General features: G+C 39.3%; 26 protein-coding genes. 24 read left to right on the top strand and 2 right to left on the bottom strand.

Features of this window, described 5'->3' with window-relative positions; genetic code table 11:
- Positions 1-33 precede the first annotated feature (33 nt).
- The 3 genes from splB (at position 34) to ABE41_RS12645 (ending at position 2,608) form a co-directional block, all read left to right on the top strand.
- Positions 34-1,071, top strand: a complete 1,038-nt coding sequence (splB, locus tag ABE41_RS12655) for a spore photoproduct lyase (RefSeq protein ID WP_066290855.1) — start codon at positions 34-36, stop codon at positions 1,069-1,071.
- Between the two features lie 111 nt (positions 1,072-1,182).
- The gene (gene mntR / locus ABE41_RS12650; RefSeq protein WP_066294827.1) at positions 1,183-1,599 is read left to right on the top strand and encodes a transcriptional regulator MntR; all 417 of its coding nucleotides are present in this window, start codon (positions 1,183-1,185) and stop codon (positions 1,597-1,599) included.
- Positions 1,600-1,684: 85 nt separating this feature from the next.
- Positions 1,685-2,608: a patatin-like phospholipase family protein gene (locus ABE41_RS12645; protein ID WP_066290854.1), complete on the top strand. Its 924-nt coding sequence runs from the start codon at positions 1,685-1,687 to the stop codon at positions 2,606-2,608.
- A gap of 3 nt (positions 2,609-2,611) precedes the next feature.
- Here ABE41_RS12645 and ABE41_RS12640 read toward each other — a convergent pair whose 3' ends face one another.
- Complete coding sequence (locus ABE41_RS12640; protein WP_066290849.1) at positions 2,612-2,980, bottom strand: SA1362 family protein; 369 nt, start codon at positions 2,978-2,980, stop codon at positions 2,612-2,614.
- Positions 2,981-2,999: 19 nt separating this feature from the next.
- Entirely contained in the window at positions 3,000-3,947 is a 948-nt protein-coding gene (locus tag ABE41_RS12635; RefSeq protein ID WP_066290846.1) for a DUF1385 domain-containing protein, read from the bottom strand.
- A gap of 193 nt (positions 3,948-4,140) precedes the next feature.
- On the opposite strand from ABE41_RS12635, the gene ABE41_RS12630 reads away from it, so the two are divergent.
- From ABE41_RS12630 to ABE41_RS12525, 21 genes are all read left to right on the top strand, one after another.
- Positions 4,141-4,656 carry a YqhR family membrane protein gene (locus tag ABE41_RS12630; RefSeq protein WP_066290844.1) on the top strand — a complete coding sequence of 172 codons (516 nt, stop codon included), beginning with the start codon at positions 4,141-4,143 and terminating at the stop codon, positions 4,654-4,656.
- A gap of 78 nt (positions 4,657-4,734) precedes the next feature.
- Positions 4,735-5,187 carry a type II 3-dehydroquinate dehydratase gene (gene aroQ / locus ABE41_RS12625; protein WP_066290842.1) on the top strand — a complete coding sequence of 151 codons (453 nt, stop codon included), beginning with the start codon at positions 4,735-4,737 and terminating at the stop codon, positions 5,185-5,187.
- A gap of 2 nt (positions 5,188-5,189) precedes the next feature.
- A complete protein-coding gene (locus ABE41_RS12620) occupies positions 5,190-6,263 on the top strand; it encodes a M24 family metallopeptidase (RefSeq protein ID WP_066290839.1) in 1,074 nt (357 codons plus the stop codon).
- A gap of 19 nt (positions 6,264-6,282) precedes the next feature.
- Positions 6,283-6,840: an elongation factor P gene (gene efp / locus ABE41_RS12615; protein ID WP_066290836.1), complete on the top strand. Its 558-nt coding sequence runs from the start codon at positions 6,283-6,285 to the stop codon at positions 6,838-6,840.
- Between the two features lie 330 nt (positions 6,841-7,170).
- Positions 7,171-8,100, top strand: coding sequence for a stage III sporulation protein AA (gene spoIIIAA / locus ABE41_RS12610; RefSeq protein ID WP_066290833.1), 930 nt, complete (start codon positions 7,171-7,173; stop codon positions 8,098-8,100).
- Positions 8,097-8,612: a stage III sporulation protein SpoIIIAB gene (spoIIIAB, locus tag ABE41_RS12605; protein ID WP_066290832.1), complete on the top strand. Its 516-nt coding sequence runs from the start codon at positions 8,097-8,099 to the stop codon at positions 8,610-8,612. The genes spoIIIAA and spoIIIAB overlap by 4 nt, the downstream gene beginning before the upstream one ends.
- Positions 8,613-8,627: 15 nt before the next feature.
- Complete coding sequence (gene spoIIIAC, locus ABE41_RS12600) at positions 8,628-8,834, top strand: stage III sporulation protein AC (RefSeq protein WP_066290831.1); 207 nt, start codon at positions 8,628-8,630, stop codon at positions 8,832-8,834.
- A 13-nt stretch (positions 8,835-8,847) separates the two neighbouring features.
- Entirely contained in the window at positions 8,848-9,237 is a 390-nt protein-coding gene (gene spoIIIAD, locus ABE41_RS12595) for a stage III sporulation protein AD (RefSeq protein WP_066290828.1), read from the top strand.
- Between the two features lie 17 nt (positions 9,238-9,254).
- The gene (gene spoIIIAE / locus ABE41_RS12590) at positions 9,255-10,439 is read left to right on the top strand and encodes a stage III sporulation protein AE (protein ID WP_066290826.1); all 1,185 of its coding nucleotides are present in this window, start codon (positions 9,255-9,257) and stop codon (positions 10,437-10,439) included.
- Between the two features lie 13 nt (positions 10,440-10,452).
- Entirely contained in the window at positions 10,453-11,076 is a 624-nt protein-coding gene (gene spoIIIAF / locus ABE41_RS12585; RefSeq protein ID WP_066290824.1) for a stage III sporulation protein AF, read from the top strand.
- Entirely contained in the window at positions 11,073-11,717 is a 645-nt protein-coding gene (gene spoIIIAG / locus ABE41_RS12580; RefSeq protein ID WP_066290822.1) for a stage III sporulation protein AG, read from the top strand. Before spoIIIAF ends, spoIIIAG begins: the two co-directional genes overlap by 4 nt.
- Before the next feature lie 4 nt (positions 11,718-11,721).
- The gene (locus tag ABE41_RS12575) at positions 11,722-12,234 is read left to right on the top strand and encodes a SpoIIIAH-like family protein (protein ID WP_066290819.1); all 513 of its coding nucleotides are present in this window, start codon (positions 11,722-11,724) and stop codon (positions 12,232-12,234) included.
- A gap of 696 nt (positions 12,235-12,930) precedes the next feature.
- Positions 12,931-13,434 (top strand): acetyl-CoA carboxylase biotin carboxyl carrier protein, encoded by a 504-nt coding sequence (gene accB / locus ABE41_RS12570; protein WP_066290816.1) that lies wholly within the window; start codon positions 12,931-12,933, stop codon positions 13,432-13,434.
- A gap of 12 nt (positions 13,435-13,446) precedes the next feature.
- Entirely contained in the window at positions 13,447-14,805 is a 1,359-nt protein-coding gene (gene accC, locus ABE41_RS12565) for an acetyl-CoA carboxylase biotin carboxylase subunit (protein WP_066290813.1), read from the top strand.
- A gap of 17 nt (positions 14,806-14,822) precedes the next feature.
- Positions 14,823-15,227 (top strand): Asp23/Gls24 family envelope stress response protein, encoded by a 405-nt coding sequence (locus ABE41_RS12560; RefSeq protein ID WP_066290809.1) that lies wholly within the window; start codon positions 14,823-14,825, stop codon positions 15,225-15,227.
- Between the two features lie 499 nt (positions 15,228-15,726).
- On the top strand, positions 15,727-16,122 hold the full coding sequence (gene nusB, locus ABE41_RS12550) for a transcription antitermination factor NusB (protein WP_066290807.1): 396 nt from the start codon (positions 15,727-15,729) through the stop codon (positions 16,120-16,122).
- A gap of 22 nt (positions 16,123-16,144) precedes the next feature.
- Positions 16,145-17,008 carry a bifunctional methylenetetrahydrofolate dehydrogenase/methenyltetrahydrofolate cyclohydrolase FolD gene (gene folD / locus ABE41_RS12545; protein ID WP_066290805.1) on the top strand — a complete coding sequence of 288 codons (864 nt, stop codon included), beginning with the start codon at positions 16,145-16,147 and terminating at the stop codon, positions 17,006-17,008.
- On the top strand, positions 17,008-18,354 hold the full coding sequence (xseA, locus tag ABE41_RS12540) for an exodeoxyribonuclease VII large subunit (protein WP_066290803.1): 1,347 nt from the start codon (positions 17,008-17,010) through the stop codon (positions 18,352-18,354). Before folD ends, xseA begins: the two co-directional genes overlap by 1 nt.
- Before the next feature lie 3 nt (positions 18,355-18,357).
- The gene (locus tag ABE41_RS12535; RefSeq protein WP_066290797.1) at positions 18,358-18,600 is read left to right on the top strand and encodes an exodeoxyribonuclease VII small subunit; all 243 of its coding nucleotides are present in this window, start codon (positions 18,358-18,360) and stop codon (positions 18,598-18,600) included.
- Positions 18,597-19,478, top strand: a complete 882-nt coding sequence (locus ABE41_RS12530; protein WP_367642101.1) for a polyprenyl synthetase family protein — start codon at positions 18,597-18,599, stop codon at positions 19,476-19,478. The genes ABE41_RS12535 and ABE41_RS12530 overlap by 4 nt, the downstream gene beginning before the upstream one ends.
- 701 nt (positions 19,479-20,179) lie before the next feature.
- Positions 20,180-20,776 carry a hypothetical protein gene (locus tag ABE41_RS12525; RefSeq protein WP_066290794.1) on the top strand — a complete coding sequence of 199 codons (597 nt, stop codon included), beginning with the start codon at positions 20,180-20,182 and terminating at the stop codon, positions 20,774-20,776.
- Positions 20,777-20,781 lie beyond the last annotated feature (5 nt).

Genomic DNA, 20,781 nt, shown 5'->3' with positions numbered 1-20,781 from the left:
CCTCATCATTTGTGAATTTTGGGGGTATGTAAAATGGCCGGTGCTAATAAACCGTTTATGCCACAGCTCATTTATTTTGAACCGCGTGCACTTGAATATCCATTAGGCAAAGAGCTTTTCGATAAGTTCAGTAAGCTCGAAGTTGAAATAAGAGAGACAACTTCACATAATCAAATACGTGACTTGCCTGGAGATAACGATTTTCAAAAGTACAGAACCGCAAAGTCAACGCTTGTTGTCGGTATTCGAAAAACTTTAAAATTTGATACGTCAAAACCGTCAGCTGAATATGCAATACCTCTTGCAACTGGATGTATGGGACATTGTCATTATTGTTATCTGCAAACCACCCTTGGCAGCAAGCCTTATTTAAGAACTTATGTAAACACAGACGAAATCTTTGCTCAGGCTGAAAAGTATATGCAGGAAAGAGCACCAGAGGTTACGCGGTTTGAGGCGTCATGTACATCAGATATCGTTGGAATTGATCACCTTACCCACTCTCTGAAAAAAGCGATTGAATTTTTTGGTCAAACGGACTTAGGAAGACTTCGTTTCACAACGAAATATCATCATGTTGATCATTTGCTGGACGCCAATCATCAAGGACGGACAAGGTTTCGATTTAGTATTAATTCACATTATGTAATCAAAAACTTTGAATTAGGCACAAGCCCATTAGAGGAAAGAATCAATGCTGCCATAAAAGTAGCTGAAGCCGGATACCCATTAGGTTTTATTGTGGCACCGCTTTATCTTCATAAGGATTGGGAAGAGGGGTATAAAGAGCTTTTTGATATATTAGAGGCTAAGCTCCCAAAACATTTAACAAACGATTTAACTTTTGAACTGATTCAGCACCGTTTTACAAAGCCCGCCAAAAGGGTAATCGAAAAAAATTATCCGAAAAGCAAGCTCGAAATGAACGAGGAAGAACGTAAATACAAGTGGGGCAAATATGGAATAGGCAAGTATGTGTATCAAGACGATCAAGCCACAAATCTGCGAGAGACGGTAGAAAATTATATTAATACCATGTTTCCGCAAGCCGAGATTGAGTATTTTACGTAATATTCAGGTAAAGGGTATTCCCTTGTCACTCAAACATTTCTATAGTATCCTTTTTATAGAGACCAATTGGTTTTATTATAGGGAGGGAACATTTTGCCGCCAACCCCAAGTATGGAAGATTATATTGAACGCATCTATGCCCTAATAGAAGAGAAAGGATATGCAAGAGTATCAGATCTTGCAGAAAACCTTGAGGTACATCCCTCTTCTGTAACCAAAATGATTCAGAAACTCGACAAAGGCAAGTATGTCGTTTATGAAAAATACAGAGGCTTTGTTTTAACGCCGAATGGAAAAAAACTAGGTAAGCGTTTAGTATACAGACATGAATTATTAGAAGAATTTTTGAAGGTAATCGGGGTAGATGAGGAAAACATCTTTCAAGATGTTGAAGGAATCGAGCACCACTTAAGCTGGAACGCTATTGATCGGATAGGAGATCTCGTGCAATTCTTTGAAGAAGACAAAGATCGCCTGAATGAATTAAGAGAAGTGCAAGCTAAAAACGAAGAACAAGGACAATCATAATTTTTTATGGTTGTTTTTTATTTTGAAAAAATTGGTTATAAAGGACATCTTCATGCGATTAGGATAGTAGTGGAGGAGATGGTCAATGCGAATAGACGGCGTATTTTCAGGTGGAGGAATTAAAGCTCTCTCGTTGATCGGTGCGGTTGAGGCTGCAGAACACAGAGGACTTTCTTTTGAAAGGGTAGCGGGGACAAGTGCCGGTGCGTTAATGGCAGCTTTAGTAAAAGCCGGGTATAAAGCTGATGAAATGAAAAGGATTATTGATACACTTGATTTTAAAAAGTTCTTGGACACAAGTAAGGTTCCCATTCCGTTTATGAACTGGTTAAAGCTTTATTGGAAACTAGGTCTGTTTAAAGGAGATTATTTAGAAAATTGGGTGGCAACCCTTTTGGCTAACCGGGGAATCGTAACGTTTGCTGATATTCCTTATGGAAGTTTAAAGATTATCGCATCAGATATAACCCGTGGGAGACTTATTGTTCTTCCGGATGATCTTGAAGAATACGGTTTGCTTCCAGAACGGTTTCCAATAGCCAGGGCTGTTCGGATGAGCTGCAGCCTTCCTTACTTCTTTTATCCTATTAAGCTGTTCAATCGGGTTGGACAAAAAAGCTATATTGTCGATGGCGGTGTCTTGAGTAATTTTCCGATGTGGCTTTTTCAAAGAAAAGACCGGGTGCCAATACGCCCTGTGCTAGGTTTTCAGCTCAGTTCCTATATCAATGATCATATTCCGACACATCAGGTTAAGAATGCAGTACAGCTTTTTAAAGCTTTGTTTGAAACCATGATGCAAGCACATGATAATCGCTACATTGATTCACACGATGCGAGAGATATTATATTTATGCCTGTTAAACATGTATCAGTTATCGACTTTCAGTTGTCTGCTGAAGCGAAAAATGAACTCTATCAGTTTGGGTATGACAGGGCAGAACACTTTCTGCAGAGCTGGATCGCAGGAAAATCATATCCGCATCCTGCATACAAAAATCGAGCCTGATCCTTAAAAGGAGGCTCGATTTTTTTTCTTGTTCTTTTTCCCTTCAATAACAGTTAAGTGATGTTCTCTTGCGCGTTTTTTCTGAGCTGTATTTTTAACTTTCTTGTTTGTAAATAACGGCGAAGTTTTTGAAGGCTTCTGATTGGAACCATACCGTTTTTTTGATTGTTTTACTGCTTTTCTATATTTGCCGTTTACTCCTGATGAAGTTCTGCGAAATATAAAGTAAAAAACGGCGACCACTGCTGCTCCGATCAGAAGGGTTGTAAATAGTTGGCGAGGTGAAGTGATCAGTTGATATAGGATTCCGACAACAGCCAGTGAAATGACAAACCAAATGATAGGATGCAATCTTCTGCTATTCTGTTGCAACAGGTTCACCTCCTTAAAATTAAACAATTTGATTTTGCTGTTTCTCACTTTCATAGGATGCGTCACGTTTAAGCATTTCATTAAAAGATAGTATAGAAACTTCTATTTGTTTTTCGTCAGGTTCTTTTGTTGTCAGTAATTGCAGCCAAAGTCCCGGATATCCTAAATATCGGAGTACTGGAACGTCTCTTAATTTGTTTGTCAGCTGTAATACTTCAAAAGATACCCCTAAAACGACAGGAATAAGCGCAAGTCTGGATAAAATTCTTTGCCAAAGTACGTCAGATGGTACAAAATAATAGATCACCATTCCAACAAGTACTGTAAACAGGATAAAACTGCTGCCACAGCGGTAATGAAGCCGTGAGTGCCGTTTAACATTTTCGACAGTAAGTTCATCCCCAGCTTCATAAGTATTAATCACTTTGTGCTCGGCACCGTGATACATAAAAACCCTCTTAATTGCGGGGGTTAATGAAACAAAATAAATATAGCTTAGTAAGAAGATAAACTTAAACAAACCTTCTAAAAGATTTTGCCCAAGATGACCTGGAACAATAAAACGAAAAGCTTCTGCTAAGAATACTGGAACCAGTGTAAACACGAATTTTCCGAACAGAAATGATAGGACACCGATTATCGCCAAGCTAAAGAAAAAAGTAAATTTCGAAGGTTTTTCCTCTTCTGCTTCTGCCTGTTCTTCACCAGGATTGACACCAAATCGTTCAGCGGAAAAATTCAAGTGCTGCGTACCGTTCATACTTGCTTCTATAATAGCGATAAAGCCCCTTACAAAAGGGATCTTTTTAAGCTTTGCTAACACAGGAGCTGGTTTCTTTTTAAGTTCAAAATACTCGATTGAATCATCGTTTCTTCTAATTGCCGTGACATATGTGTGTCTTCCGGCAAACATAACCCCTTCTAGTACAGCTTGACCGCCGTAAACGGGTTTTTTCTCTTTTGTCATGTTGGACCCCCAGCCTAAAATTTTGTAGGTACTTTCTATTCTACAGTAAAGCTGGATATTCCTCCAGAAGGTATGATTTATTTGTATTTTTCCCATTTTATACATCTTTTACACGGATTATGATTGAATAAGCCCTATATAGTTTGACGTGGTATTTTATGGACATACTATAGTGTGTTGGAGGTGTTCGTTTATGGACGATAAACAATTAGAGCAAAACAAACAAGAATCACAATCTTCGTTTATGAGCAGAGTTGTGGGAGTAGGTTTTTTTGGAGGACTGATTTGGGCTTCATTTGGTTTCATTGCATACTACTTGAATTTTTCTAAGGTAGGTCCAGCACTCGTATTGGCACCATGGGCATTAGGGAAATGGAAATCTCAATGGATCGGACAGCTTATCAGTATTCTGATTATTGCGTTGCTCTCTATCTTAGTGGCGATCGGGTATCGTTACGCTTTTGCAAAAATTAAATCCATGTGGGGCGGAATTGTCTTTGGAGCTGCATTATGGGGCATTGTGTTTTATTTGCTTCATCCCATCTTTCCAGGTTTGGAGCCGATAAACACAATTGGAAAAAATACAATTACAACAACACTCTGTATATATATATTATATGGTGTTTTTATAGGGTATTCTATTTCATTTGAATATAGAGAACGATTCGGTGAGGCTCAGGATAAGAAGCAGTCTGCACAAAGTTCGTAACTATCCAAAAGATTAAACGCTATGATAGAATGTTGTAAGAACATTCTATTTTTTTTGTGTAAAGGCGAGGTGGCGTTTATGGACTGCAAAAAGTCTATTCTTATTATTAACGGTCCTAACTTAAATCGTTTAGGAAAACGGGAACCAGGAATTTACGGTGCGAAAACATTAGACGATCTTCAGTTAGAACTGGAAAAAACAGCTTCTGAGCTTTCCTTTCATGTCTCATTTTATCAGAGCAATTCAGAGGGAGAAATTATCGACTACATACATGAATCTTCCGGTAATCATGAGGGAATCGTTTTAAACGCAGGGGCTTATACTCATTATAGTTATGCGATTAGAGACGCTATTGCCAGTGTGGATGTCCCTGTAATTGAAGTTCATTTATCAAACGTACATGCTAGAGAGGAATTTCGCCGGGAATCTGTAATAGCTCCTGTTACAATCGGACAAATATCAGGTTTTGGATTTGAAAGCTATAAACTTGCACTGCAGGCTTTCAGCAACAATGTTAAATTGGGGGAATGAATATGGATCGTGTAGAAAGAGCAAGACAATTATTTGAGAGCTTCGATATTGATGCATTACTAGTGACTTCTTCTTCAAACCGGTTCTATTTAAGCGGTTTTAAAGGCAGTTCAGGGGTGCTTCTTATTACAAAAAATGACGCTATTTTGGTAACGGACTTTAGGTATAAGACACAAGCCGCGGAACAAGCAAAAGGGTACCGTGTAGTTATGCACACGGCTCCTATTCCAGAAGAAGTTGCTAAATTAGCAAACGAGCTATCTATTAAAAAACTAGGATTTGAACAAGATGATGTTACTTTCTCTACATATCGTACATATGACAACCAGTTAAATAAAGCGGAAACAAAGCTCGTTCCTGTTACAGGATTAGTGGAAAAGTTGCGCTTGATAAAGGATGAATCAGAGATTAAGATAGTAAAGGATGCCGCGTCTATTGCTGATGCCGCTTTTTCACATATTATCGAGTTTATACGTCCTGGTTTGACTGAACGGGAAGTTTCAAATGAACTTGAATTTTTTATGAGGAAAAACGGAGCAATCTCTTCATCATTTGATATCATAGTGGCTTCGGGTTATCGTTCAGCTCTGCCGCATGGTGTAGCATCAGATAAAACGATTGAGACTGGTGAATTAGTAACATTGGATTTTGGTGCATACTACAAAGGTTATTGTTCAGATATTACACGTACCGTGGCCATTGGCAATGTATCAGATGAACTAAAGGAAATTTATCAAGTTGTTTATGATGCACAAATGCTTGGCATGAAAGGTATTAAACCAGGAATGACAGGTAAAGAAGCAGATGCGTTAACAAGAGATTATATAGCTTCTAAAGGTTATGGAGATTATTTTGGACATTCGACAGGTCATGGAATCGGGTTAGATGTTCACGAAGGACCTGCTTTGTCAGTTAAATCTGATACAGTCCTAGAACCAGGCATGCTTGTTACAGTCGAGCCTGGAATCTATATTTCAGGTCTTGGCGGAGTAAGAATTGAAGACGATGCCCTTATAACTAAAGATGGTAATGAATCACTTACCCACTCTACAAAGTCTCTTATAACGATAAGTTAACCAATCAGGAGGAAAAAACATGATTTCAGTAAACGATTTTAAAACAGGCTTAACAATTGAAGTTGACGGAGGAATCTGGCAAGTTCTAGAATTCCAGCACGTAAAACCAGGAAAAGGTGCAGCTTTCGTACGTTCAAAACTACGCAACTTGCGAACTGGCGGAATTCAAGAAAAAACGTTCCGTGGCGGAGAGAAAGTATCTAAAGCACACATTGAAAATCGTAAAATGCAATATCTTTATGCTTCAGGTGATACACACACATTCATGGACAATGAATCTTACGAACAGATTGAACTTCCTGCATCTCAAATTGAGTACGAACTAAAATACTTGTTAGAGAACATGACAGTTCAAATCATGACATACCAAGGTGAAACAATCGGAGTTGAGCTTCCGAACACAGTTGAATTAGTTGTTGCTGAAACAGAGCCCGGAATTAAAGGTGATACTGCTTCAGGCGGTACAAAGCCGGCTACCCTTGAAACTGGTTTGATTGTCCAAGTGCCTTTCTTTGTTAACCAAGGCGACAAGCTTGTGATTGATACTAGAAATGGAGCATATGTTTCACGCGCATAAAATATTGAATAAAGATTTGAAAGTCTTATTCCGTTTCGGAATAAGGCTTTTTTTATGGCTCTTTACATAGCAATAATGCTTACAAAAAGGGACTTTCTTTGAAGAAGAAGTCGAGGTTTGACGAAAGACGTAATTTTATAAATTTAGACTCAATGTTCCTGCAGTTAGACCTAATTCTATCTCACTTAGACTTAATTATTTTAAATCAGACCTAATTAAAAAACTTCTGCACATCTTCCCCTCATACTTAACTAAGCCTCTCTTTATTGGCATAAAGCGTAAGGATAAGCCATACGTTTATAGTACGAGCCTTTAAAAGGAGACCCGGCTATGGAAAAAATATTTAGATTGTTTCCAGAAGAAATTCAGCAGATGTTACGCAATCTTCCTGCAGCCATTATTCAATCTGTAGAAGAAATAAGAATTAGAATCGAACAGCCATTAGAAATTGTATGTTCAAGTAATCCGATCTATCCATCTCATAAGCCAGTATCTGCAGAAGAAGCACAAGTTCTTCTTAATCGGCTGAGCCAGCACTCGTTATATGCATTAGAAGAAGAACTAAAACGCGGATATATTACGATTTCTGGCGGTCATCGTGTAGGTCTTGCTGGAAAAGTAATAACAGAGCAGGGATTTGTAAAAGCCATTAAAGAAATAAGCTCTTTTAATATCAGGATTGCCAGAGAAAAAATAGGTATTGCCGAGCCGCTTGTTCCCTATCTTTTTCAAAAAAATTGGCACAATACCTTGCTTATCGGACCTCCGCAGACAGGGAAAACGACTCTTTTAAGAGATATTGCAAGACTGGTCAGCTGCGGAATAAAACAAAAAAACATTCCATCTTTTAAAGTCGGGATCGTGGACGAGCGTTCTGAGATTGCAGGATCTATTAAAGGAATCCCTCAGCATTCACTTGGTAAACGAGTCGATGTGCTTGATGCCTGTCCAAAAGCTGAAGGAATGATGATGCTCATTCGATCAATGAGTCCTCAAGTCTTAATTGTGGATGAAATAGGAAGAAAAGAAGATGGTGAAGCAATTCAGGAGGCTATGCATGCAGGTGTGCAGATGATTTTCACGGCGCATGGCAGCAGTTTGGAAGATGCTCTTAAAAGACCGGTGATGAAACCTTTATCTGGTCTTTCATTGTTTCAAAGATATGTTATTTTAAGCCGCGAAAATGGACCAGGTACGATTCAGCGTATTTATGATGGTTCATTTAATGAGATCTACCGGTCGTCAGGCGGTGCGGCATGATGAGCTGGATCGGTGCCCTTGCTATTTTGTCAGCTACAACGATATTTGGTTTCGAATGGGCAAAGCGTATCAGAGAGAGACCGAAGCGGCTTCGAGAACTAAAGGTTACACTGCAAGCATTAGAAGCTGAGATCATGTATGGTTCAACTCCGCTCGGTGAAGCGTTTCAACATATAGGAAAACCTTTAAAAGTGCCGTTATCTTCCTTTTTTCTAACAATTTCTGAATTGTTAAATGATGGACACTATACTGTTCAAGAAGCTTGGGAATGCCAGCTGGATGTTTTGGCAAAGGAAACATCGTTTAAAAGCGGGGAGATCGAAGTGCTTCGCCAGTTTGGATCTACCCTTGGCAGACACGATAAAGAACATCAGCAAAAGCAAATTCAACTGACCCTTGCTCATTTGAATCGTGAAGAAAAAGAAGCAAGAGATATACAGGAGCGTTATGAAAAAATGTGCAAAAGTCTCGGAGTACTGATGGGACTTTTAATCGTAATCCTTTTAATGTAACAGGGGGAACTTTACATGGGACTTGATGTAAACGCAGTGTTTCAAATCGCTGGTTTAGGAATAATTGTGGCTATGCTGCATACCGTCTTAAAAATGATTGGAAAAGAAGATTATGCACATTGGGTAACTTTATTGGGGTTTGTAGTCGCTTTATTCATGGTGATCACTTTGCTTGATGATCTTTTTCAGAAAGTAAAAGGAGTCTTTTTGTTTCAGAACTAAGGAGGGAGACCAATTGGAAATTATCCAAATAGTTGGTTTTGGACTGGTCGCAGCTTTCTTAGCCTTAGTCCTGAAAGAGCAGAAAGCGAATTTTGCTTTTTTGATCACCCTTATGGTAGGCGCGGGAATTTTTTTATTCCTGATTGATAAGATCGGACAGGTTATAACGATGCTTCAAAGGCTGGCAGTTAATGCCAATGTAAATATGGTTTATGTTGAAACATTATTAAAAATTATTGGAATTGCTTATATTGCAGAATTTGGGGCTCAGATTACGAGAGATGCCGGGCAAGGGGCAATTGCATCAAAGATAGAGCTTGGAGGAAAGATACTAATTTTAGTCATGGCAATTCCAATTTTAACGGTAATTATTGAAACAGTGCTGACGCTTATTCCCAAATAAGAAAGCGGGTCGTAAGGATGAGGAGAAGTATGATGCGGACAAGCTTTTTTTTGCTAATATACGTGATTACGATGACTTTCGGCAGCCATGCATCTGTTTCTGCGGAATCTTTCACTTCTGAAATAGTAGAGCATCAGATCTCATCCATGGAACTTGATGAAATTAAAGATTTTTGGGACAGCGTCTCTAATGAATACGGAGGTTTCTTGCCGGAGAGCCAAAAAGGTACATTTTTTGAATTTGTAAAAGGTGATAAAGAATTCTCTATAAAAGCCTACATGATAGGTCTATTAAAATTTATGTTCCATGAAATGGCTGTTCATGGAAAACTTCTCGGTACCTTAATATTACTGACAGTATTCAGCATGCTTTTGCAATCTATACAAAATGCATTTGATAAATCAGCAATATCTAAGGTTGCTTATTCGATTATCTATATGGTTTTGATTATATTGGCACTTAATAGTTTTCATGTGGCCATTTCATATGCTGTTGAAGCGATAGATACGATGCTCAGTTTTATGATTGCACTCATTCCTCTTCTTCTGGCTTTGATGGCGACTGTAGGAAGTATAGCTTCTGTCGCCTTTTTCCATCCAGTCATCTTATTTTTAGTTAACACGAGCGGTCTGCTTATTAAAAATTTTGTACTTCCTCTGCTTTTTTTATCTGCTTTATTAAGTATCGTCTCTACAATGTCAGAACATCACAAAGTTACTCAGTTAGCAAAGCTGCTGAGAAATATAAGCATTGGCTCATTAGCATTCTTCTTTACCGTCTTTCTTGGAGTTATGAGTGTTCAGGGAGCAACAGCAGCAGTAGCTGATGGAATTACTATAAAGACTGCAAAATTTATTACGGGCAATTTTATTCCGGTAGTAGGTAGAATGTTTACGGATGCAACGGATACAGTCATGAGTGCCTCCATACTCCTGAAGAATTCGGTTGGAATAATAGGTGCGGCACTCTTATTGCTGATTGCCATATTCCCAGCTATCAAAGTATTAATCTTAGCTTTCATTTACAGTATGGCATCTGCCTTGCTGCAGCCGCTAGGCGGAGGACCAATCGTAGAGTGTTTAGGAATTATAGGTAAAAGTGTCATGTTTATCTTTGCAGCACTAATGACGGTTTCTATCATGTTTTTTCTTGCTATAACCATCATAATAGCTGCTGGCAATGTCACGCTGATGGTCCGATAGGGAGGCGTTAAATGTGGGATTCTTAACTGAATGGATCACGAACATCCTTGTGCTTGTTCTGCTCGCAGGGGTAATCGAGCTATTATTGCCAGGCAACCAATTTCAGAGTTATATCAAGATGGTAATCGGCCTTCTTATTTTGCTTGCTATGCTGTCTCCACTATTTAAATTATTAAATTCTGATATGGATCAAGTGTTTCAAGCTATGGATCTGCCAGCAGCTGCAAAGGAAAATGAAATAAAAAATTCGATAGAAAAAAATAAAAGTGAAATACAAGGCGCACAACGTGCATATATATTAGAGCAAATGGCTGTCCCAATGAAAAAACAAGTTCAGGAGGATTTGAATAAGACGTATGAATTAGAAATTGTCGATCTTCAAATCCATACGAATAGCGGTACGGAGTCTTTAAAGCCTGAAGATATAACAGGTGTGAAAGTTGTACTAGCTAAACATCATGAACCAGCTGGTATCTCAGAAGTATCAGAAGTGGATGTGAGTATTTCTGAAAAGAGAGACCAAGCTGAAAAAGATGGAGTTCCTGAAGAGATAGTAGAATTCTTGGCCAGCCAATGGCAGCTAGATGCACAGCAGCTTGAGGTGGAAATGGAAGGGGGAGAGGAGTCATCCCAATGAAACATTCATTTTGGGAACAGATAAAAAAATGGCTGCAGCTAAGTGATAAAGCAGGGAATAAACAAAAATACTTACTTGTACTGCTTCTATTGGGAATTGCTCTTATGTTTATAAGTAAAATGATTGACTCCCCTGCTAAAAATGTTTCCATGCAAACACTTTCTAACAACACACAATCGAATGAATCAGAAGCCGTATTCAAGGATACAAAAGAAGTCACAAACAAGAACATTCGATCTTATGAAGACAGATATTCGAATCAGCTGAAAGATCTGTTAGAACAGATCCAAGGAGTGGAGAGTGTCTCAGTTTATGTAGAGCTTGAAACAACTGAGAGAAAAGAAGTTGCAACTGACGAGAACATTCAAAGGCAAACAACATCCGAAACAGATAAAAGTGGAGGAAAACGAACGATTGAAGATCAAAAGACAGAAGAAAAGATTGTAATCGTTCAAAACGATGGAAAAGAAGAACCTATTGTAATAACAACCGAAAAGCCAAAAATAAGGGGTATAGCGGTTGTAGCTCAAGGAGCGGAAAATCTGCAAACAAAAGCAATGATCATCGATGTGATAACAAAAGTATTTGATATCGGCAGCCACAATGTATCTGTGGTCCCAAAAAAATACGAGGGGGATTAAAAGAATGTTACTTAAAAAGCAAACAGTTTGGCTTTTAACAATGCTTAGTTTGATTATTGTATTATCTGTGTATTACATTACTGCACCAGGTGGAACTGATGATCTTGCATACTTAGAGGCAGGTAAAAAATCTGGTAAAGATGCTACAGTTTCAGGTGTTGCAAACGATGATATGTTCACAGCCCTTCGTTTAGAGCGTGATGAAGTTCGTGACGAGATGAGTGCTGATTATGTAGCTGTAGCAGGATCAGAAGATGCGTCCGCAGAAGTGCAAGCGGAGGCTTGGGCTAAAATGACAGAACTGCAGTCACTTACAATGAAAGAAGCTACTCTCGAAACACTAATTAAATCAATGGGCTTTAAAGATGCACTTGTCAGCACGATGAATAATGAGATTAAAGTGATCGTAAAAGCAGATAAATTATCCAAAAAAGAAGTTGTTGAGATTATGAATTTAGCAAACGAACATCTGGGCAGCAGCAAAACAGTAGCTGTTGAATACCATGCCGCAAAGTAAAATGAAGCCGGAGTGATTCCGGCTTTTTTTATTTTGTGGCATTTCGTGTTATATTTTGAATAAGTCGTTTTTGTAAGGCTGTTTTCGCATACATTGTTGCTTTTGAAAGTAGTTGATTTCCGCTCCAGGCTGCTCGCTTTCCACGGGGCGTGCGGTGAGCCTCCTGCCGCTTTGCGCCATTAGGAGTCTCCACCTGATCGCTTCAGGGAAGTATTCTTGCTCCTGCGTCTACAAGTAATTGCTACCGACGTAAGCTTCCTCGTCGCATGCCTAGCGAGAAGCTTCTCATGTGGTAGGCACGCAACTTGCGATCCTATCAACTTGCAAATGATGAGAATAGAAAAAGCCTAAAGCAACAATCTTTTAGAAAAGAGCATTTTGTAAGCATAGTTGCCTAAGGAGTTCTCCGCTACAATCAACTAGTCAAAGAAGAGCAACAAGCAAAACGATTTGACAGAAAAGATAGGAACCCGGTTTGTATTTATTTTATATAGGCAAAAATAGAATAATAAAGTATTCATAACGGTAATCGCTTACAATCTCTTTAGGAATCGTGTACTATTAAATTTGTACATGAAACTAATGTATCCATGAAAAAAGAAATATGGTATATTACTTTTGTTAAGACCTAGTCACAATAGAAGGTGCTAAATAAAAATAAACCTGGATAGGATTTTTTAAAGGAGTCGAGATCTCATGCTAAAAATACAAGAAATCCGAGAACTAATTAAACTTATCGACAAATCAAGTATCAATGAATTCAAATATGAAAATGACGGTTCGAAAATCGTTCTTAAAAAGAATGCTGGAACTGCTGTTTCATATCAGACAGAAGAAGTACCCGTTCAGCCTGTAGTAAATCAAGCACCACCTGCAATAGAGTCAGCTCCTGCTGCAGAACCGGTAAAGGCTAGTCCGGAAGTACAGCAAGAATCTAAAGCTGCAGAAGAAGATTCTTCTTTACATAAAGTTGTGTCACCAATGGTTGGTACATTCTATGCAGCTTCATCTCCAGACGATGGTCCTTTCGTTAAGCCCGGAGACCAAGTATCAAAAGACAGCATCGTATGTATCATTGAAGCTATGAAATTATTTAACGAAATTGAATCCGAAGTTAACGGTGAAATTGTAAAAGTTTTGGTGGAGAACGGACAACTAGTAGAATATGGACAACCTCTGTTCCTCGTGAAAGCAGAATAGGAGGGTATGTCGATGATTAATAAGCTATTAGTAGCGAACCGTGGTGAAATTGCAGTCCGGATTATTCGAGCATGCAAAGAACTAGGTGTTGAAACGGTAGCCGTTTATTCTGAAGCTGACAAGGATGCATTGCATGTCCGTTTGGCAGATGAGGCTTATTGTATCGGACCTACTGCTTCAAAAGACAGTTACTTAAATTTCACCAATATTATGAGTGTAGCCACGTTGACAGGTTCAGATGCGATTCATCCAGGATACGGATTTTTAGCTGAAAATGCCGATTTTGCTGAGCTTTGCAGAGAGTGCAATGTAACATTCGTAGGACCTAGTGCTGAAGCTATCAACAAAATGGGAATTAAAGATGTTGCCAGAGCAACAATGGCAGATGCAGGAGTACCAATCGTTCCCGGTTCTGACGGAATTATCAAGGATAAGGAAGAAGCCATTGAACTCAGCAATAAGATTGGCTATCCCGTTATTATTAAAGCGACTGCCGGCGGCGGGGGAAAAGGTATTCGTGTAGCCAAAAACGAAGCTGAACTATTAAAGGGTATTGCTATCACTCAGCAGGAAGCTGCAACTGCTTTTGGTAATCCAGGCGTTTATATCGAAAAATACATTGAAGATTTCCGTCATGTAGAAATACAAGTTCTTGCAGATAATTACGGACATGTTATTCATTTGGGAGAAAGAGACTGCAGTATCCAAAGACGCTTGCAGAAGCTTTTAGAAGAAACACCATCTCCTGCAATTAGTCCGGAAAAACGCCAAGAAATGGGTGAAGCTGCTGTTAAAGCCGCTGAAGCAGTTCAATACTCCGGTGCGGGTACTGTTGAGTTTATTTTTGACCCTAATACCGGTGACTTTTATTTCATGGAAATGAACACACGTATTCAAGTTGAGCATCCTGTAACAGAAATGGTTACTGGGATTGATCTTATAAAAGAACAGATCAAAGTAGCATCAGGCGAAAAGTTAAAATATAAGCAGGAAGACATTGTGTTTAATGGATGGTCAATCGAATGCAGAATTAATGCAGAGAATCCTGAAAAGAACTTTATGCCTTCTGCCGGAAAGATCGACATGTATCTGCCTCCAGGAGGACTAGGTGTCCGCGTTGATTCAGCCGTGTATCCTGGATATACAATACCGCCATTCTATGATTCTATGATTGCTAAAGTAATCACTTATGGGAACACTAGACAAGAAGCAATTGATCGTATGAAGCGCGCATTAAGTGAATTTATTGTTGAAGGAGTTCACACGACCATTCCTTTCCATCTGCGTCTTTTAAACCATGAAACATTTGTGAATGGGGATTTTAATACTAAGTTTTTAGAAAATCATGATTTAACTTCAAAAAGTGAATAACAGTGGAGGTGCATAAAATGAATGAACTGTCATTTGAGATGGAGAGCTATTCATCAGAGTTAGGTAAAGTTGAAATCTCACCTGAAGTAATTGAAGTTATTGCAAGTATTGCAGCTTCAGATGTTGAAGGTGTAGCGTCAATGAGAGGGAGCTTTGCAAGTGGAGTTGTAGAGCGACTTGGAAAGAAAACGCATGGTAAAGGCGTAAAAGTTGAGCTGTCAGAGTCAGGTATTTCAATCGATATTTATGTATCTATGAAATATGGCGTTGCGATTCCAGATGTTGCTCAAAAAATCCAAGATTATGTCAGACAGGCATTGTTAGATATGACTGCTCTAGAAGCAACTGACATTAATGTTTTTGTGGTAGGCGTTCAATTCGACTCCAAAGAAAAACAATATGAAGCACCTGAAGTAGATTGATACAGAAATCAAAGGGGGGATTCCTCCTTTGATTTTTTTCTTTCTTAGCCTTTTTCTTATGCTTTGTTACTAAAGGCTGTTTTCTAAAGGAATGTTGCTTTTTGCTTTTTAAATTCTCATCATTTGCAAGTTGATTGTAGCGCAAGTTGCGTGCCTACCACATGAGAAGCTTCTCGCTAGGCATGCGACGAGGAAGCTTACGTCGGTAGCAATTACTTGTAGACGCAGGAGCAAGAATACTTCCCTGAAGCGGTCAGGTGGAGACTCCTAATGGCGCGAAGCGGCAGGAGGCTCACCGCACGCCCCGTGGAAAGCGAGCAGCCTGGAGCGGAAATCAACTACTTTCAAAAGCAACATTGTATTTGGAAACAGCATTTTCTAGATAAAAAACTGAATGTTTTGAAGGGTTTTAGTATTAAATGTTCGGATTGTAACCTCTCGTCTGAATATGGTATTATGCTAGATAGAAATTGTTCGCATATAGAAAGGAAGTCGAATTATGAAACGTAGACTTGCTAGAGAAAAAGCCTTTCAATCGCTTTTTCAAATTGAAGTGAGTAACATTAGTATTGAAGAAGCTATGGAGCACGTATTAGAAGGAGAACCATCTGATGATTTTCTTAATGAAATCGTGAGTGGAACCGTTGAAAATAAAGCAGAGATAGAGAAATTTCTAACTCCTTATTTAGAAAAATGGAGCTTTTCAAGACTTGCTAATGTAGAACGTGTTGTTTTGCAAATGGCAGCTTATGAATGGCTTTACATGGATGAAGTTCCGAAGAACGTAACGCTGAATGAGGCGATAGAAACTGCTAAAATATTTGGCGGTGAGGAAGCAGGACGCTTCGTAAATGGTGTATTAGGTAAGATAATCTCAGATATCCGGAAAAAATAATAATTTTTGAGGGGGACCTAGAATGACTGTATTAGATGGAAAGCAAATTGCAAAAGAGATAAGAGAGCAGCTGGCTAGAGAGATACAGGAACTAAAGCTAGAAGGAAATGTACCTGGACTGGCTGTTATTCTAGTAGGCGATCACCCTGCATCACGTTCATATGTTCTTGCAAAAGAAAGAACATGCAAAGAACTGGGAATGCACTCAGTATTAACTGAATTGCCTGAGTCCATTTCTGAAAATGATTTGTTAGACTGCATTCAATCCTTTAACAATGATGAACAAATCGACGGAATTCTTGTTCAGCTCCCCTTACCCTCACATATAAGTGAATCAAAAGTTATTGAAACAATCCTGCCTGAAAAAGATGTTGATGGTTTCCATCCTATAAATATCGGAAGAATGCATGCTGGTGACGAGCATGCGTTTATTCCATGTACACCGCTTGGTATATTAGAGATGGTAAAACAGACAGGTGAAGAGATTTCTGGAAAGCATGTTGTTGTGGTAGGCAGAAGCAACTTAGTAGGAAAACCTGCTGGACAGCTATTCTTGCAAGAGAACGCAACGGTTACGTTTTGCCATTCAAGAACAAAAAATCTGGCAGAACAAACACTGCAGGCCGATATTTTAATTGCCGCAGTAGGAAAACCAAACATTATTACCGAAGCTATGGTTAGCCCTGGTGCCGTTGTGATTGATGTAGGTGTAAACCGTCTTGAGAACGGTAAATTGTGTGGAGATGTTGATTTTGAAGCTGTTAAGCCAAAAGCGAAACATATCACTCCTGTTCCTGGCGGAGTAGGTCCAATGACGATCACGATGCTGATGAATAATACAGTGCTTGCATCAAAATGGAGAAAGAAGACAAAGGAAGTTCACTAATGCAAAACGATCGGTATGTTCCAATATCTGCTGTTACCAGATATATCAAGCGATTATTTGAAAATGACGGCAACCTGCAGGATGTATGGGTTAAAGGTGAGTTGTCAAATGTTAAACTGCATAGCAGAGGTCATCTGTATTTCACTTTAAAAGATGCAAATAGCAGAGTAAGCGCAGTTATGTTTGCGGGAAATAATAAGTATTTAAACTTTAAGCCTGAAGAAGGTATGAATGTTTTGATTCAAGGTTCCTTTTCCGTATATGAACCACAAGGACAATATCAGCTTTATGCAAGAACGATGCAGCAGGATGGAGTGGGTAATCTCTTTTTAGCGTATGAAGTATTGAAAAACAAGCTTGAACGCGAAGGACTTTTTGATTCATCACGCAAAAAGCTGCTGCCAAAGTTTCCTATAAAAATAGGAGTTATTACTTCTCCAACAGGAGCTGCAGTCAGGGATATCATAACTACGATAAAACGCCGCTTTCCTTTAGCAACCGTTACTTTGTTTCCTGTTCTAGTTCAGGGGCCAGGTGCAGCTCCATCAATTGTCCGTGCAATTGAACAGGCGAATGAATTAAATAAAGCTAATGTATTGATTGTCGGCCGTGGCGGAGGTTCGATCGAGGAGTTATGGGCGTTTAATGAGGAAATCGTTGCACGCGCTATTTCTTTATCACGCTTACCGGTTATTTCTGCAGTAGGTCATGAAACAGATTTTACGATTTCAGATTTTGTAGCTGACTTAAGAGCGCCTACTCCAACCGCAGCAGCTGAGTTAGCTGTCCCCCATTTGGATGAACTCGGTGACCGGCTGCACCAAAGAAGTGTAAGACTGAAAAGAGTTATGGGTGATTTTTTAGCTGGTCATCAGCAGCACTTAAGCCGTCTGCAGAAATCATATGCTTTTAAATATCCGACTCAGCTTGTGAAGCAGAAGGAACAGGAACTCGACAGGCACATAGATAAGCTAAAAAGAACTGCAGAAACATTTCTTGGAGAGCATCAGAAACAGTTAACACAGATGCAGCGTCAGTTAGCTCTATTCTCTCCGGCTGGCCAGCTGCAAAAAGCAAATGAAAAAGTGAATTTGCTTCATAAGAACTTAATCAAAGAAACAAACAGGCATGTAAGACAACACCAAACGAATTTTTCCAATAAAATTTCAAGGCTGTCCTCATTAAATCCGTTAGCTATAATGGATAGAGGATACAGTCTTACTTATAAAAAAGGAAAAAACGAACTCGTCAAGTCTGTGAAACAAGTTAATTCTGGTGAGTCGTTAACGATAAAACTTAAAGACGGACAGATCGATTGTCACATCACTGGAACGGAGGGTCTTTAACCAATGGCTGAAAAAACGGAAAAAAAATTAACATTTGAAGATGCGATGGTACAGCTTGAAGAGATTGTTGAGAAACTTGAACAAGGTGATGTGCCGCTGGAAGAAAGTATTGATCTTTATCAGCAGGGTATGAAGCTTTCAAAGCTTTGTCATACAAAGCTTAAAAACGTTGAAAAGAAAATGGATACGATCATGCATGAAGATGGAAAGGAAGAACCTTTCGTCATCCAGGAGGAAGATCATTGATTGATTTTGAAAAATATCTTCGGGATAAGAAACAATTAGTTGAAGATAGGATGATTGGTTATCTCAATAAACTTAATGCTCCGCCTACTTTAAAGGATTCAATGCTGTATTCCATTTCTGCAGGAGGAAAAAGACTGCGCCCCATATTAGCACTTGCAGTAATGGAATCTTTTCAAAAAGACCCTGAATTTGTATTAGATGCAGCATGTGCCATTGAATTTGTACATACGTATTCTCTTATACATGATGATCTTCCATCTATGGATAATGATGATTATAGAAGGGGAAAACTTACTTCTCATAAAGTGTATGGAGAAGCCCAAGCTATTTTGGCAGGAGACGCCCTTTTAACAGAAAGCTTTTCTTTGATTTCGGACAATGTCTTTCTAAATGCGGAACAAAAAGTCAGATTGCTTTCCGTTCTTTCTCGTGCAGCAGGTGCAGAAGGCATGGTAGGCGGCCAGGTAGAAGATCTTGAAGGTGAAAACAGAGAGCTTTCTCTTAAAGAACTTGAGAGCATTCACGAAAAGAAAACAGGTAAAATGCTGGAGTGCTCGGTATTAACTGGTGGAATTGCGGCTGATGCGACTGAAGGGGAGCTTTTGGCTTTACAGCTCTATGCTCGGCATATAGGAATCGCATTTCAAATTCAGGATGATATCCTGGATATCACAGGTAATCAGGATGAACTAGGCAAGCCGATTGGCAGTGATGAAGCAAACTTAAAGACGACATATCCGAAATTGCTGGGTCTTGAGGGTGCACAAAAAGAAATGGAAAATCATATTCGGAATTCGTTGGAACATTTAGGTAAAATCAATAGAAATACAGGCATATTAGCATCCATTGCTGACTACATTATAAAAAGAAATCACTAAGAGATTGTTGAGCAATTGGAAGTATGATATGATATTATTTGCTTTGGAGTGGTGCAGTATTCTAGTCAGCCCCCCGTTCCTGAAGGCGGGCCTAAAAATCCGCCAAAGGGCACATCGATGAAGTTCCTTGTGTTGGCTTGAGGCGCCCAGCCTTGGGTTAATGCTGGGAGTTAAGGTTGAAGGGCGATCCACAATGGCATGTGGGCGATGACCCTTCTTCCGCGGAGGCCCCCATATTTGCGGTTTGTGTTCAAAAGACCTTACTGCGAAATGGGGTTTGAACCTGCCTTGCCGCTTTTCTTGATCTTCAGGAAAAGAAAAGGCGAGCAGCGTAGCCTGCCTTGAGTGGTGTTAGAGGGGATTATGGTGTGAAAAGCCTGTATCGGTTGGCCGCTGATTTTGAGCTTTATGCCATATGAAATCTACTCTGCAAAAGAGGCTAGGGAATGTGCGAAGGGCTGTTGAGGAAAACTCCTAGACTGTTCTGCTATCTAGACACCTGTTAGGGATTATAGTGCGGACTAAGTGGTAATCTAGTCTAACGTTTGGCGACAGCGTTAAGAAGAGAGTAAAGGGAAACCGCGAATATGGCGACATTTCGTACTCTTCTGGGAAAACCTACTGGACCTAAGCCGCAGTCTTTACTTAATAAGGTGACCACTCCTTATTACATAAAGTTACCAAAAAAGAAGGAGTTATGCATGAAGCATTCCTTTTCTAAAACACTCAAATGGAGTACAAGCATTGCCGTTATCACTCTTGTGTTAGCGGCTATTTTTACAGTTGTCTCTTCTGCCCTCCTTAACGGTGTTTCGTGGGGCATCGGGATGGGAATCGTCTTTTTAATCGTGTTAACCGGTGTTATCTTTGATATTATCGGAGTAGCATCTACAGCGGCTCAAGAAGTTCCGTTTCATGCGATGGCTTCAGAACGAGTACCAGGTGCAAGACATGCTATTCTAATAACAAGAAACGCTGATCGTGTAGCGAACTTTTGCAATGACGTAATTGGGGATATATCTGGTATAGTTAGTGGTACAGCATCTGCTGCAGTTGTGGTAGAGTTAACACTTTCAATGGATCAGAATAATGGCTCAAATCTCGAGTACTTGATTACAATCATCTTTACAAGTGTTGTTGCTGCACTGACAGTCGGCGGAAAAGCATTAGGAAAATCTTATGCGATCAATCACTCAACCTTTATTATTTTTCAGGTTGGGCGTTTATTATATTTTTTAGAGGAAAAATTAAGAATTAAACTGCTATCGCCTGCTAAGAAAGAGAAAAAAAGGCGTTAATGGAA

The sequence above is a fragment of the Fictibacillus arsenicus genome, assembly GCF_001642935.1.
Taxonomy (GTDB): domain Bacteria; phylum Bacillota; class Bacilli; order Bacillales; family Fictibacillaceae; genus Fictibacillus; species Fictibacillus arsenicus_B.
Note: the sequence above shows the minus strand (reverse complement) of the source record. Positions and strands in the feature narration are given on the sequence as shown.